Here is a 15,174-nt window from a genome sequence, read left to right as displayed (position 1 = left end):
AATAAGCAGACAATTTTTTTAGAAAATAAAAAGGTCACTCCTAATGAGTGACCTTAATAATAAAACCAACTTTAATGATTGATGATTAATCTTGTTCTTGTTTTTTTAAAGCTGCACCCAGAATATCACCAAGAGAAGCACCTGAATCTGTAGAACCATATTGTGCAACAGCTTCTTTTTCCTCTGCAATTTCTAAAGCTTTAATCGATACTGAAATTTTACGTGTTTTTTTATCAAATGCTGTGATGCGAGCATCAACCTTTTGCCCAATTGCGAAACGCTCAGGACGTTGCTCATCACGATCACGCGCAAGATCAGCACGCCGAATGGTTGTCTCAAGGTTGTGGTCAATCAATTTCACACCAATATCATTGTCGTTAACAGCAATCACTTCGCATGTTACAACTGCACCTTTTCGCAATTCGCCAGAAGCAGCTGCTTCTCCAACTTTATCGCTGGAAAGCTGCTTAATTCCAAGAGAAATGCGCTCTTTTTCAATGTCAACATCAAGGACCACAGCTTTAACAATATCGCCTTTATTGTAAGTATCAATAACTTGTTCACCAGGACGGTTCCAATCAAGATCAGACAAATGAACCATACCGTCAACATCGCCTTCAAGCCCAATAAACAGACCAAATTCTGTTTTATTTTTAACCTCTCCTTCAATTTGCGAATTGACAGGAAATTTATTGGCAAAAGCTTCCCATGGATTTTCAAATGTTTGTTTTAAGCCAAGAGAAATACGCCGTTTAGAAGGATCAATCTCAAGAACAACCACTTCTACTTCTTGTGATGTAGACAGAATTTTTCCAGGATGAACATTTTTCTTTGTCCAGCTCATTTCAGAAACATGGATCAGCCCTTCGATTCCTGGTTCAATTTCAACAAAACCACCGTAATCAGTAATGTTGGTAACAGCACCCGTAATTTTTTTACCAATCGGATACCGGACACTGATGCTTTCCCAAGGATCACTTTCAAGCTGTTTCATTCCAAGAGAAATACGGTGCGTATCTTGATTAATGCGAATAATCTGCACTTTAATTGTTTGGCCAATTGTGAGCACTTCAGATGGGTGATTAACACGCCGCCATGCCATATCTGTAACGTGCAAGAGACCATCAATCCCACCAAGATCAACAAAGGCACCATAATCTGTAATATTTTTCACCACACCTTCAACGATTTGATTTTCTTCAAGATTTTGTACGATTTCTGAACGTTGCTCAGCGCGACTTTCTTCTAAAACAGTGCGGCGTGAGACCACAATATTGCCACGACGACGATCCATCTTCAAAATTTCAAAGGACTGTGAATTATGCATGAGGGGTGAAACATCACGAATGGGACGAATATCAACTTGGCTGCGAGGCAAGAAAGCAACGGCACCATCAAGATCAACTGTAAAACCACCTTTTACTTGGCTAAAGATCACTCCATCAACGCGTGCACCAGCATTGAATTTTTCCTCTAAACGGACCCAACTTTCTTCGCGCCGTGCTTTTTCACGCGATAAAACAGCTTCACCCATCGCATTTTCAATGCGTTCAATGTAAACCTCAACTTCATCGCCAACTTGCAAAGAACCATCTTTTGCTTTAGCTCCAAATTCTTTGAGAGGAATACGTCCTTCGACTTTAAGACCAGCATCAATAATGGCCATGTCTTTTTCGATTGCAATAACACGACCTTTAACAACAGATCCTTCATTAAGATCATTAGTTTGAAAAGATTCTGTTAAAAGGGCTTCAAAATCCGCTGTTGTGGGATTGTATTGTGACATAAGAACTCCTAATATATACCTTGTATTATAAGGTATGAGCGCTAGGTTAGTGTTAACATAAGTAACTCCCTAGCCTTTTCCTTGAATAAAGGAAAAAAGTTAGCGCTAGGCTGGAAGTTACCTTAACGAATTTATCCAATTATATGCATTTTTATGATTGGATCAACAAAACTGCATGCAATTTCAAATGTTGCTTCTATACTCAATTCTGACGTATCAAGCAAGTGGGCGTTTTTTGCTGGTTTTAGTGGATTTTGTTTGCGCGTTATATCGCGACTGTCGCGCTGTTCAAGTTGAGCTAGGATTTCATGATAATTTGCTTGAACACCTTTTTTTAAAATCTCTTGGTAGCGGCGTTTGGCGCGTGTTTGAACATTGGCTAGAATATAAAACTTGATATCGGCATCAGGACAAACAATCGTTCCGATATCACGCCCATCAAGCACACAGCCGGGCAAAACTTTAGCAAAGTTGCGTTGTTTTTCGACAAGAATTTTGCGTACAGCAGGGTTAATTGCTATTTTTGAAGCCGCTTCACCAAGTTCATGAGAAGAAAGAAGAGAAGGATTTAAGGTATTACAATCAAGTTCTTTAGCATAAATAATAGCATTTTTTTCATCATTAAGAGCTAAATTTTGTTGTAAAAGCGTATGAGCAACACTACGATAAGTAAGACCAGTATCGAGATGACGAAGGCGATAATGTGCAGCAATTTTGCGTGCTAAGGTTCCTTTGCCTGAGGCAGCAGGTCCATCAATGGCGATAACAAAAGGCTTCAAGCGATTTTTCCCCCAAGTTGTTTTATAAAAGGAATAAATTCTGGAAAGCTCGTAGCGATCATTCGTTTATCATCAATGGTAACAGGTTTTTCTGACACAAGCCCAAAAATGAGAAAACACATAGCAATTCGATGATCAAGATGTGTGGCAACATACCCACCCCCCAAACCTTTGGCAGAACCTTTTCCATAAACAATAAGAAAATCTTGACCTTCTTCACAGTCTACGCAATTAATTTTTAATCCTTGAGCAACAGCAGACAATCGATCCGATTCTTTTACACGCAATTCTTCAATTCCTAGCATCACTGTTTTGTCTTCTGCAAAGGCTGCTGCTACTGCCAAAGCAGGATATTCATCTATCATCGATGGAGCACGTTCTTTGGGCACCGTAACGCCTCTAAGGACCGATGATTTTATCCGTAGATCAGCAACATCCTCTCCACCTGTTTGACGCCGGTTCAAAAATTCAATTTGAGCACCCATTTCCCACAATGTTTCGATAAGTCCTATTCGAGAGTTATTTATCAAAACATTTTCAATGGTGATATCAGAGTCTTCTATAAGAAGGGCTGCGATAATTGGAAAAGCAGCAGAAGAAGGATCACCCGGAATATGAATCGTTTGTCCAGTAAGATGGGGTTGACCATTAAGATGAATCAAACGCGCAGCTTCGTTATCTTTTTCTATTTCAAGTTGCGCACCGAATGCTTTTAACATTTTTTCCGTATGATCTCGTGTCAGAACTGGTTCAATAACAGTTGTAGTGCCGGCGGTATTGAGTCCAGCAAGCAGGATTGCTGATTTAATTTGGGAGGAAGCTATTGGAACACGGTAACGAATCGGATTAGCCATTTTCGGACCATAAAGCGTTAAAGGAAGGTGATCGTCGCGCGTTGCCTCAATTTCAACCCCCATGAGACGCAGTGGATCAAGGATACGTCCCATTGGACGTTTAGAGAGAGAAGCATCACCAATAAAGGTTGTTTTCATATGATACGGACCAACCATTCCCATAACCAAACGAGCACCTGTTCCAGCGTTTCCAAAGTCTAAAGGTTTTTGTGCAGCTAAAAGGCAACCATTCCCTGTTCCTCGTATGATCCAGAAGTCTTCTTTTTTAATAATACAGGCACCCATAGCTTGCATAGCAGCAGCTGTATTGAGTACATCAGCGCTTTCAAGTAATCCATGAATATATGTCTCACCACTTGCTAATCCTCCCAATATAAGAGAGCGATGAGAGATTGATTTATCTCCTGGTATTTGAATTTTTCCAGAGAGACTACTCGATTTATAGGTGGTTATAGGGATTGCTTTTTGCATGGAAATTCTATTTAATTCTATCTAACTTTTATGAAATTGTGCATCCTTTAGCACATGCTTTAAAAGACGTCATGAAAAAATCACTGTGGAACAGTGTATTTATCTTTGACAAAGGTATTATTTTTCGATTAAGCACCATAAAATTTATCTTTTAATGGAATAATAGTTAATCAAAGAGGCACGGTTTATGGCAAAACAAAAACTTGGAACTAAACGTGTTGATCCAGAAACAGGAAAAAAATTTTACGATCTAAATCGCGATCCTATTGTGTCGCCCTATACAGGGATTTCTTATCCGCGTTCTTACTTTGAAGTTGCAGCAGCTGAAGCAAACAATGAGGAAGAAGTTGATACTGAAGAGCTTGATACAGCACTTGAAAAATCTGCTTTTATGCTTCTTGAAGATGATGATGTGGATTCTAAAGATGACGATCTTCCTGATTTAGAAGATAGTGATGTAGATCTTGGTGATGATGATGATACATTTTTGTCTCATGATGGTGACGATGAAGATGATGACGTTACTGATATTCTCGGAGGCGGTGTTTCTAATGATGACGATGCTTAAAAGAAGTAAAAGAGGACATCTTTTCCATTGAATGTAAATTCTTCTTGATCTTCAATTTTGATCGTTCTAGAAAAGCTGGAATTGTATACTGTCTTTTTGGGACAATTTGTTTTTATAGGGGCTATAGCTCAGCTGGGAGAGCGCTTGCATGGCATGCAAGAGGTCAGCGGTTCGATCCCGCTTAGCTCCACCAAAAAGACCAACTGTTCTATCAAGGGAATCAATTATAATAAAAGATGTGTGCATCAATTTAAAAGGTTTATGTGCTATTTAATTATCATTCCAATAGCGCCTGTTCCTTGCATTTTAATGATATTATAATACATTTTTAATCATTTGTTGGATTATAAAATTTATTGTCGCAACCGTGAAAGTAGATAATTTTTTTATGCTTTGCACAGAAATAGAAAATGAGCTGTTTAACTTACGCCTTGTCTTAAAGGATAAAATTTGAATTTCCTTTACCACAATATTTCCACAAATATCATAATATGTTGGTTACCGGTATCTTTTTAAAAGATATGAAGTACTTAAACAAAGAGTAGAGAATAAAATATTAAAATATACTTTTCAATTATTGCGAAACAGAACTTTTTTCGAGTATTTTTAGCCTGATCAGATGTTCTGCCAATTAAAAATTATCCACCTTGAGTAGCGTATACCTGCTCAATACTAAGGTATATTAACACTTAAATAATATATTGAATCAATTAATTTTTTTCCTTGCACGTCATAAACAAGGTCGAGGTGTAAGAGCAAAGTGGTGCTATCATTATATGTGCTAATTCCCAATGTTACGGATAATTCTTACATTTGAGAATGTATGTTCATAAAAAAACATTTTTAGTCTTTTCTTTCACAGTTTTTATCCACATACCCATTGTGCTTGTTATGTGCAAGCCAATGGTTTTATTGATTCAACCTCAAGAGATCTGAAACGATAAAACCCTACGCCATTCGAGATTCTTACTTTAATATGAATAACGATATATTATCTTTATAAATCAATATGCTTAAACCATTTAAGAAAAAGAATAAAAATGCTTCTCATAAATATTCTCAAATGCAAAAGCTATCACAACATTGGAGACTGACTTGTTACTTCATAGGCGTTACAAATCTTTCTCTGAATATTCCCTACCCTGAATATTCATTGTGTAAAGTTGCATATACCTTATCATCCTATAAACGGGAGTGTTTTTACAATACAATAAGATAACTTCTTTCAATTAAGATGAACTGGATGGACGACTATGTTTTATTTCATACAATACTAAATACACTTAGTTTTTTTGAAGACTGTAGCGCCCTCTTTATACAAAACAACGTTTTTTCGTTTAATACATTTCTCGTTTTTTTATATTGAATATTTTACCCTTTTTATGAGGCCCGAATTGCATTTGTTTTAATTGCTATTTTATACGCTTAACAAAGAAAATATTCATATAATAATCAGCCAGTAATACGCATAATGAAAATAAAAAATGATATTATATTTTAAAATTTTTCTTCAATAATCTCTGGCACTTAGCCCAAAGCGAAATGCCAGCGCTAAATAGAAGATAGTTTCTATTATAAATTTTTTTAACAAAGGAGGTAAAAATGTCGAGAGTATCTTCAAATATATTGTGTATTGCAAAAACTTTCTGTTGCTTGAGTTTATTCTAAAAAATAACAATTTATTTCATTGAACGATCGGAAAACGACACTATTTTATCATATCATGTGGAATTTTGCTTTCGAATAATTTTATCCCATCAATTCCCTGATTGAGATTTTCAAAAATCTTCCCTAATGCCATCCACATCTTTTTAATTGCTGTTCATAGAGCCTCGAGATCCTTGCCATGCGCTGTGCTATCTGTGAAAGCGCAGCACTGACATGCCCACCACTACGTGCATAAGCACCATGCCCCATATGATAATTTAAATAAAGGCTATATGCATCATCAAACCTCACCCCATTGCGTTGAACACTTTGGCTATGATACCAAGCAACAAAATCAGCAGCATCTGCGAAATTCGTACGCCATGCAAAAGACTTTCCTGTAGAGCGAAGATACATTGCCCATGTACTATCAAGCGCTTGAGCATAACCATAAGCTGTCGACCGACGCTTCCATGGGATAAAACCAAGTAGTTTTTTGCGTGGAGGACGTGCATTGTGACGAAAGCTCGATTCCATCTTAATGGTTGCAAGAATAATAGGCATAGGAATTCCATAGCGCATTTCCGCTCTTTGAGACACCTTACCCCAATTGTCAAAAAAACCATTTTTTTGTGCTAAAATAGCACAAGCATTATTTGTGTGGATGGGAGTGGTTGTTGCACATCCCTCTAGCAAAAACACCAGTGCCCCTAAAAACAAAAGGTGTCGCATATTCCTATTCCTCTCGTTTAAGAAATAAAACAAGATAGAGATACTAAAAAATGATTACCAATCAATAAAGAACATGATCTAACTTGTAATATTTAAGAAGCTTGCTTTGCTTTATTCCTCATCAGCAAAACGCAATGTTTGCGACTGAGCCAATGTTGTCATTTTTGTTGGTTCAGAGTAATTTTCTTTTAATTCGACAGTTTCAATGCGATTTGCCCGTTTCATGATTTTGGAGGACGATATCAAAATTCCCTCTATATCTTCACCTGCTTTATGAAAGTGCTTCTGTAGTGCGCGAACACGCGTATCCATTCGTCCAAAATCTTCCATCAATTTTGCTACTTCTGATTGAATTAAATGCGCTTGTTCACGCATCCGCGCATCTTTCATAATGGTTTGTACCACTTGGACAGAGAGCATCAACAAAGATGGTGAAACAATAATCACATGGGCTCTATTGGATTTTTGTACCAATGCCTCAAAGTCCTCATAAATTGTTGCGAAAATCGATTCAGATGGCACAAAAAGGAAAGCAGTATCATGGGTTTCTCCAGGAATCAAATATTTTTGTGCAATATCACGAATATGAACTTCCATATCGGTACGAAATTGGCGTTCTGCCTCTTGACGCTCTTGCGCTGATTCTGCCTTACGCATAGCATTCCAAGCTTCCAGAGGAAATTTAGCATCAACAACAAGAGAAGGAGCTTTATTGGGCATATGAATGAGACAATCTGGGCGCTTTCCATTAGAAAGAACAGCCTGAAATGCATAGGCATTTGTTGGTAAGGCATCGGCAATAATTGCTTCCATCCGCCCTTGACCGAAAGTACCACGCGTCTGCTTATTGCTTAAAATGGACTGCAACTGAACAACTTGTCCCGTAAGCGATTGAATATTATTTTGTGCTGCATCAATCACTGCTAAACGCTCTTGCAAACGATTCAAATTTTCATAAGTGGATTTGGTCTGTACCTGAAGTGTTTGGCCTAAGCTTGTTGTCATCCCATTGAGTTGCTCACTGAGTGATTTATTCAATTCAGCCTGCCGTTGACCAAAAATTTCCGCCATCGTTTGCATTCGTCCTTGCATTTCAGCTTGTGTTTTCAGCAAGGTAGCCATCTGCATTTGTGCCTCACGTGCGCGTTCAGCAATTTCATTTTCCAAAAATGCTTTTTTTCGATAAGAATGTATCAACATAAAAAATGCCAAACAGACAAGTATAAATAAAAGCAAAAGCATTAGTTTAGAAAAAAAATCACCAGCAAGTATGGAAAAAAACGAATCAAACATAAATTGTAATATAACGCTCTTATTGTAAAAAAACGCAAGAATCCGTTATTCAATATTGACCAATAACAAACCATTGATTAATCTCTACTTATGCCAATGAGATCTTTAGTTACTTTACCTGATCCGATTTTACGGGAAGTGTCCAAACCTGTTGAGCAGGTCGATTCAGCTCTCCAAAAACTTGCGGATGACATGTTGGAAACCATGTATAATGCTAAAGGCGTTGGTCTTGCTGCTATTCAAATTGGTATACCGCTACGTATGTTGGTTATAGATGTCTCTGGAAATTCTGAAGATGAGCAGAAAAAACCACTTGTTATTATCAACCCTGAAATTTTATGGCTTTCAGATGAGCGTAATATTTACAAAGAAGGTTGTCTTTCTATTCCTGATTATTTTGCAGAGGTTGAACGTCCTAAACGCCTTCGTGTTCGCTATCAGAACCGTGAAAGAAAACAAACAGAAATTGAAGCAGACGATCTCTTAGCAACTTGCTTGCAGCATGAAATTGATCATTTAGATGGGCGCCTTTTTATTGATTACATTTCAAAGATCAAACGCGATATGGTGATACGAAAATTTAAAAAACGCGCAAAAGAAAAAAACATGCAGGAAGCAGTTTTGTAATGGCTTTACGATTAAGTTTTATGGGAACACCAGATTTTTCTGTTCCTATTTTACATGCTTTATTGGATGCAGGTCATGATGTTGTTGCTGTTTATAGTCAACCCCCTCGTCCAGCAGGACGTCGAGGACTTAAATTAATCCCCTCCGCTGTTCACACCGTAGCAAAAGAAAAATCCATTCCTGTCTTCACGCCTCAAACACTCAAAACAATCGAACAACAGGAGCAATTTGCAGCACTTTCTGTTGATGCTGCTATTGTGGTGGCTTATGGACTCCTTTTACCCAAAGCTATTCTCGAAACGCCACGTTTTGGTTGTTTTAATGCCCACGCTTCACTCTTACCACGTTGGCGTGGTGCTGCGCCTATTCAACGAGCAATTATGGCTGGTGATAAAGAAACAGGTATCATGATCATGAAAATGGATGAAGGACTTGATACGGGGCCTATCGCTCTTTCTCGCTCCATCCCCATTACTGATAACACCACCACTGCTGAGCTTTCAAACAGACTTTCACATATTGGCGCAGAACTTATGGTAGAGACTTTATCCACTCTTGAAAAAGGACAACTTAAACTGACCCCACAATCAGAAGAAGGCATCACCTATGCCGCCAAAATTAGAAAAGAAGAGACCCGCATTGATTGGACAAAACCTGCAGAGTTTATTCATAGGCATATTCGCGCGCTCTCTCCCTCTCCTAGTTGCTGGTGCAATATGAATATCGGTGGACGAGAAGAACGTGTAAAAATTCTTGATAGTCGCTTAACAACAGGTCCTTCTCTTGAAATTGGACGGATAGAACCAGATTCTTTGATTATCCATTGTGGGCAAGGACGGATAGAAATAACCTCTCTCCAAAGATCTGGCGGTAAAATTCTTGAGTGCGCAACCTTTTTGCGAGGTGCTCATATTTCTGCTGTTTTTTAAGATGCCACGTTTTAAACTCACTCTTGAATATGATGGTTCAAATTATGCTGGTTGGCAGCGTCAAGCAAAACTTCACACGATACAAGGAGCTCTTGAACAAGCGATTTTTTGCTTTAGTGGACAACAATTGACCATAACAACAGCAGGAAGAACCGATGCGGGCGTACACGCTACCGGACAAGTTGCGCATGTTGATTTTGAAAAAAACTGGCTCTCCCATACTGTGCGTGACGCGCTCAATACTCTTTTACGTAAACAGGGAGAGGCGATTTCAATCTTAAATGTAGAAAATGTCCCTGATGACTTTGATGCACGATTTTCCGCTGTAAAACGCCATTATCTTTTTAAAATACTTAATCGTCGCTCTCCACCAGCTTTAAATGCCAAACGCGTGTGGTGGATACCAAAACCTCTTCATGCTGAAGCCATGCATGAAGCTGCGCAAAAGCTTGTAGGACAACATGATTTTACAACTTTCCGTTCAGCACATTGCCAAGCCAAAAGCCCTATTCGCACCCTTGAACGTCTCGATATTCAAAGAGAAGGTGAAGAAATTTTCCTTTATGCACAAGCTCGTTCTTTTCTTCATCATCAAATCCGTTCATTCGCAGGAAGCCTCATGGAAGTGGGTATTGGACGTTGGACAGCTCAAGATCTCGAAACAGCTCTTCATGCTAAAGATCGTAAACGTTGTGGTGTTGTTGCCCCCCCCTCAGGACTTTATTTAACCAAAGTAGAGTATTAATTATCCTTCAAGAGTGAGTATCTCAAAAGTCGTTAAGGCAGTTTATAAAAAGAACGAATTTCTTCAAAAGCTTCTGCTGCTGTATTAACAAATTTCACAAAATTAATATCAGTAGGAGAAATTGTACCTTGTGCAGACAGATACTCAAAATTGACAGTATTGCTCCAAAATTCTTTGCCAAACAATAAAATTGGTACCTGTTTCATACGCCCCGTCTGTACTAAAGTTAACGTCTCAAACAGTTCATCCAGAGTTCCAAATCCGCCAGGGAAAATGGCTAATGCTTTCGCTCGTACTAAAAAATGCATTTTGCGCATCCCCAAATAATGAAAATTGAAACATAAATGCGGCGACACATACGAATTAGGCTCTTGCTCATGTGGTAAAATAATATTCAAGCCAATCGTTGGGGCACCAACATCACAAGCACCACGATTTCCCGCCTCCATGATTCCTGGTCCGCCCCCCGTAACAACCACAAATTCACGATATTCTGTCGTAGCAGAATAGAGTGAGCACAAACGTGCAAACTCTCTTGCTTCATCGTAATAATGTGACATAGCATGCAAATTTTTCTTTTGTATTTCATTTTTTGCAGCCCATGCTGCTTGCCCAGGTTCAGGAATACGCGCACCACCAAACAAAACAACTGTTGATTGAATATCATATTCTTTAAGGGTTATTTCCGGCTTTAAAAATTCAAGACTAATACGTTGTGAACGCAGCTCTGGACGCATCATAAAATCTTGATCGATATAGGCTAAACGATAAGTAGACGAACGCACCTGTGCTGAATTAGAGACTTTATGGATCTGTTGTAGAGCATCCTTCGTATGGAGAAGTGGCGTCCAGTTTTCTTGCTCCCTTTTTCTTTTTTCTTTACAGCTTTTTTTCATGCACCTGTCCTACTTCCTCATCGTTTTATTGACTGAACACATTTCTTCGCGTAGTTCATAGAGAATAAATCTTGAAGCTTTCAACTTGTTTAACGGAACTCTCGTCATGACTCATATCACACAACTTGAAATTATTATCGAACAAGCTTTTGACGATCGCGATTCTATCGATACTACCACAAAAGGCGAAATACGTGAGAGTGTTGAACATGCATTGAACCTTCTTGATAAAGGTGAAATCCGTGTTGCAGAACGACAAAAAAATGGACAATGGCATGTTCATCAATGGTTGAAAAAAGCGGTTTTACTCTCTTTTCGGCTTAATCCTATGCAAATTATTACTGGTGGAATCAATGGGACACATTGGTGGGATAAAGTTCCTTCAAAATTCTCTGGTTGGCAAGAGGCAGATTTTAAAAGTGCTGATTTCCGTTCCGTTCCTGGAGCCATTGTACGTCATTCTGCTTACATTGCACCCAATGTTATATTGATGCCATCCTTTGTCAATCTTGGTGCTTTTATCGATGAGGGCACAATGGTTGATACATGGACCACCGTTGGTTCTTGTGCACAAATTGGTAAACATGTCCATCTTTCTGGCGGTGTTGGTATTGGAGGTGTTTTAGAACCACTGCAAGCAAATCCAACAATCATTGAAGATCATTGCTTTATCGGTGCTCGCTCTGAAATTGTTGAAGGCTGTATTATCCGTGAAGGTGCTGTTTTGGGAATGGGAGTCTTTATTGGAAAATCTACAAAGATTATTGATCGTACAACAGGTGAAATTTTTATTGGTGAAGTACCAGCCTATTCAGTGGTTGTACCAGGTTCTCTCCCTGGAAAACCTTTACCAAATGGTGAAGCAGGCCCAAACCTTTATTGTGCTGTTATTGTAAAACGCGTTGATCAAAAAACACGAGAAAAAACATCCATTAATGATCTTTTACGTTCTTAGACACAAGATTAATTCATAATAATATTTCATCGTTTTTTAACTTGAATAATAACCTCGAATACAAGGATTCTCTCATTTCAAATCCTTTCATAGTGAATCAATCACTATCATTTCCTTGCACGTTACAAACGCAGTTGGTGTGTGGGTAAGAAACACTTCAAGAAAAGAGTGAAATACCTTTAATGAATTCTCTCAAGTGATAAGGACTGTCATAATATTTTGAGCTGAAAAAGAGTATGATGGGTGCGCTTTGCACCTTTCTGACGCGTAAAAGCGGTAATGCCAAATGGATTTTATATCATTCACAGTGTATTTTACATTATATTTTGTTACATCCCCCGTTGTGAAATGGAGTTTGATGTATTGAGAAATGTTTCTTTGAAACAAGTGCACAAATATGCAACATAAATGTATTTTGTTTAAAGCATTCTGTTTTACGTGAGCAACATGACACAATGAAAAACACTATATCCAAAAGTGTGAATATTGCGCAATTTCCATTAAAAAGCACTCTTGAACAACGGAACCAACCGACAAAAGCAAAACACAATTAATGAAGAAAAATACTCCTTTTTTCATTATTTGTTCATTTTGAGCGCTTGAATAAATGCCGATTGTGGAATTTCTACTTTTCCAAATTGGCGCATCCGCTTTTTGCCTTCTTTTTGCTTTTCCAAAAGTTTGCGCTTACGCGTAACATCACCCCCGTAACATTTCGCTGTTACATCTTTACGCAAAGCACGAATCGTTTCGCGCGCTATAACTTTACCACCAATAGCCGCTTGAACTGGAATCTGAAACATATGCTGAGGAATAAGATCTTTCAGTTTTTCACACATTGAACGCCCGCGCTTTTCTGCAATCGTGCGGTGAACAAGCATCGATAATGCATCAATAGGCTCTCCATTCACCAAAATAGACATTTTAACTAAATCACCTTCTGCATAATCTGTCATTTGATAATCAAAAGAAGCATAACCCTTTGAAATCGATTTTAGCCGATCATAAAAATCAAAAACAACTTCATTCAGTGGTAAATCATACGTTACCATAGCACGGGTTCCAACATAGGACAAACCAACCTGTACCCCACGCCGCTCTTGGCATAGCTCTAAAATTGACCCAAGATAATTATCAGGAGTCATGATTGTCGCTCGAATCCATGGTTCTTCTATGGAAGAAATTTTAACCACATCAGGCATATCCGCTGGATTGTGCAACTCTTTAACAGAACCATCATTCATATTCATGCGATAAACAACTGAAGGTGCTGTCGCAATTAAATCCAAATTAAACTCACGCTCTAATCGCTCTTGAATAATTTCAAGATGCAGAAGTCCCAAAAAACCACAGCGAAAACCAAACCCCAAAGCCGCAGACGTTTCCATTTCAAAAGAAAAACTCGCATCATTTAAGCGTAATTTGCCCATGGCTGCACGCAAATCATCAAAATCAGCAGCATCAATTGGAAAAAGTCCACAAAAGACAACCGGTTGCGCCGGCTTAAAACCAGGCAAAGCATTTTCACAAGGACGACGCTCTTCAGTAATCGTATCCCCAACCCGTGTATCTGCTACCTCTTTGATAGAAGCAGTGATAAAACCAATCTCGCCTGGTCCTAATTCATCAACCTGTACCATTTTAGGTGTAAAAACCCCAACGCGCTCAACTGGATATTTTGCACCTGTACCCATCATACGAATGGTTTGGCCTTTTTTTAAAATACCATCTATCACCCGTACCAAAACAATGACACCAAGATATGCGTCATACCAGCTATCAACCAACATTGCTTTCAAGGGATTTGCAACATCGCCTGTATGTGGAGGTGGTAATTGTGCAACAATTGCCTCCAGAACATCAGGAACACCCAAACCTGTTTTTGCTGATATTTCTACTGCTTGAGATGTATCAATGCCTATCACATCTTCAATTTGTTCTTTAACTCGCTCAGGTTCTGCTGCTGGAAGATCAACTTTATTGAGAACAACAACCAACTCATGGGAATTATCAATGGCTTGATAAACATTTGCTAACGTCTGCGCCTCTACGCCTTGGCTTGCATCCACCACCAACAGAGAACCTTCACAAGCTGCCAGTGAACGCGAAACCTCATAAGCAAAATCCACATGACCTGGTGTATCCATAAGATTTAAAATATAGGTTTCACCATTCTTTGCCTTATAGTGTAAACGTACCGTCTGTGCTTTAATAGTAATTCCACGTTCACGCTCAATATCCATGGAATCGAGTACTTGTTCTTTCATCTCACGTGTATCAAGCCCACCTGTTATTTGAATCAAACGATCAGCTAAAGTGGATTTGCCGTGATCAATATGCGCCACGATGGAAAAATTACGAATATAATTACGATCTATTGTCATATAAGGCGATTTAGCAAAGAATAATACAAAACGCAAAGACCAATTATGCTCCGGCTTCTATCAAAAGAATATAAACCTAAAAAGCTTCTCAAAACACAACTTTTTATAGCCTAAAAAATGAGGCTTTATTTGCTAAATTAAATCCAAGGCTGCTAAAATGATCTTTTCGCATCTTATTTGATAACTCATATGCTGTAGTAAGCTAGCACCATCACACACTTTGCCAATCTCCAATATTGCGACGATCCTTTACACTTGAAAAAGTTTATAAGAGATATGCCTTTCTTGTACAGTCTTTACCCACATGCCCCCACCCACTTGTGATGTGTAAGAAAGTGATTTGGATTGATTTAACATGAAAATGATTTGACGTGAGAAAATTTTACGGTATTCAGGGTTCTAATTCAATGTGAATAATGCTTATAATTGTAGCTTGCCAGCAGGTTTTGTATAATTTGCCACTAGGTTTTGTACCAATTTATTTTTTCTCAAAGAGTTTTAAAGATGT

Annotated in this window: 12 protein-coding genes and 1 tRNA gene; 6 read left to right on the top strand and 7 right to left on the bottom strand. The window is 38.4% G+C overall.

Annotation, left to right across the window (positions count from 1 at the left end; all coding sequences use genetic code 11):
- Positions 1 to 85: 85 nt before the first annotated feature.
- The 3 genes from rpsA to aroA form a co-directional block, all read right to left on the bottom strand.
- The gene (gene rpsA / locus ACFILT_RS04790; protein WP_026500132.1) at positions 86 to 1,786 is read right to left on the bottom strand and encodes a 30S ribosomal protein S1; all 1,701 of its coding nucleotides are present in this window, start codon (positions 1,784 to 1,786) and stop codon (positions 86 to 88) included.
- A gap of 131 nt (positions 1,787 to 1,917) precedes the next feature.
- On the bottom strand, positions 1,918 to 2,565 hold the full coding sequence (gene cmk / locus ACFILT_RS04785) for a (d)CMP kinase (protein WP_375679675.1): 648 nt from the start codon (positions 2,563 to 2,565) through the stop codon (positions 1,918 to 1,920).
- Positions 2,562 to 3,890: a 3-phosphoshikimate 1-carboxyvinyltransferase gene (aroA, locus tag ACFILT_RS04780; RefSeq protein WP_375679674.1), complete on the bottom strand. Its 1,329-nt coding sequence runs from the start codon at positions 3,888 to 3,890 to the stop codon at positions 2,562 to 2,564. Before aroA ends, cmk begins: the two co-directional genes overlap by 4 nt.
- Positions 3,891 to 4,077: 187 nt before the next feature.
- On the opposite strand from aroA, the gene ACFILT_RS04775 reads away from it, so the two are divergent.
- Positions 4,078 to 4,458, top strand: coding sequence for a TIGR02300 family protein (locus tag ACFILT_RS04775; protein ID WP_375678822.1), 381 nt, complete (start codon positions 4,078 to 4,080; stop codon positions 4,456 to 4,458).
- 117 nt (positions 4,459 to 4,575) lie between these two features.
- Positions 4,576 to 4,651: transfer RNA gene (locus ACFILT_RS04770), tRNA-Ala, on the top strand.
- A 1,598-nt stretch (positions 4,652 to 6,249) separates the two neighbouring features.
- Here the strand turns inward: ACFILT_RS04770 and ACFILT_RS04765 are convergent.
- Positions 6,250 to 6,837, bottom strand: a complete 588-nt coding sequence (locus ACFILT_RS04765) for a hypothetical protein (protein ID WP_375678823.1) — start codon at positions 6,835 to 6,837, stop codon at positions 6,250 to 6,252.
- 111 nt (positions 6,838 to 6,948) lie between these two features.
- On the bottom strand, positions 6,949 to 8,130 hold the full coding sequence (locus ACFILT_RS04760) for a DNA recombination protein RmuC (RefSeq protein WP_375678824.1): 1,182 nt from the start codon (positions 8,128 to 8,130) through the stop codon (positions 6,949 to 6,951).
- Between the two features lie 90 nt (positions 8,131 to 8,220).
- Here ACFILT_RS04760 and def point away from each other — a divergent pair, with 90 nt between their 5' ends.
- Genes def through truA form a run of 3 tightly spaced genes read left to right on the top strand, consistent with a single transcriptional unit; the run spans position 8,221 to position 10,431 of the window.
- Complete coding sequence (def, locus tag ACFILT_RS04755; RefSeq protein ID WP_375628478.1) at positions 8,221 to 8,757, top strand: peptide deformylase; 537 nt, start codon at positions 8,221 to 8,223, stop codon at positions 8,755 to 8,757.
- The gene (fmt, locus tag ACFILT_RS04750) at positions 8,757 to 9,686 is read left to right on the top strand and encodes a methionyl-tRNA formyltransferase (RefSeq protein WP_375620855.1); all 930 of its coding nucleotides are present in this window, start codon (positions 8,757 to 8,759) and stop codon (positions 9,684 to 9,686) included. The genes def and fmt overlap by 1 nt, the downstream gene beginning before the upstream one ends.
- Position 9,687: 1 nt before the next feature.
- The gene (truA, locus tag ACFILT_RS04745; RefSeq protein ID WP_375678825.1) at positions 9,688 to 10,431 is read left to right on the top strand and encodes a tRNA pseudouridine(38-40) synthase TruA; all 744 of its coding nucleotides are present in this window, start codon (positions 9,688 to 9,690) and stop codon (positions 10,429 to 10,431) included.
- A gap of 32 nt (positions 10,432 to 10,463) precedes the next feature.
- Here the strand turns inward: truA and ACFILT_RS04740 are convergent, their stop codons facing one another.
- On the bottom strand, positions 10,464 to 11,327 hold the full coding sequence (locus ACFILT_RS04740; protein ID WP_375679672.1) for an LOG family protein: 864 nt from the start codon (positions 11,325 to 11,327) through the stop codon (positions 10,464 to 10,466).
- 106 nt (positions 11,328 to 11,433) lie between these two features.
- Here ACFILT_RS04740 and dapD point away from each other — a divergent pair, with 106 nt between their 5' ends.
- Positions 11,434 to 12,282 (top strand): 2,3,4,5-tetrahydropyridine-2,6-dicarboxylate N-succinyltransferase, encoded by an 849-nt coding sequence (dapD, locus tag ACFILT_RS04735; protein ID WP_375611393.1) that lies wholly within the window; start codon positions 11,434 to 11,436, stop codon positions 12,280 to 12,282.
- A gap of 578 nt (positions 12,283 to 12,860) precedes the next feature.
- Here dapD and lepA read toward each other — a convergent pair.
- Positions 12,861 to 14,666 (bottom strand): translation elongation factor 4, encoded by a 1,806-nt coding sequence (gene lepA, locus ACFILT_RS04730; RefSeq protein ID WP_375611467.1) that lies wholly within the window; start codon positions 14,664 to 14,666, stop codon positions 12,861 to 12,863.
- Positions 14,667 to 15,174: the final 508 nt, after the last annotated feature.

This window comes from Bartonella sp. AP7XZML (assembly GCF_042195745.1).
GTDB lineage: Bacteria > Pseudomonadota > Alphaproteobacteria > Rhizobiales > Rhizobiaceae > Bartonella.
The sequence above is the reverse complement of the archived record's forward strand: the minus strand, read 5'-3'. Positions and strand labels throughout refer to the sequence as shown.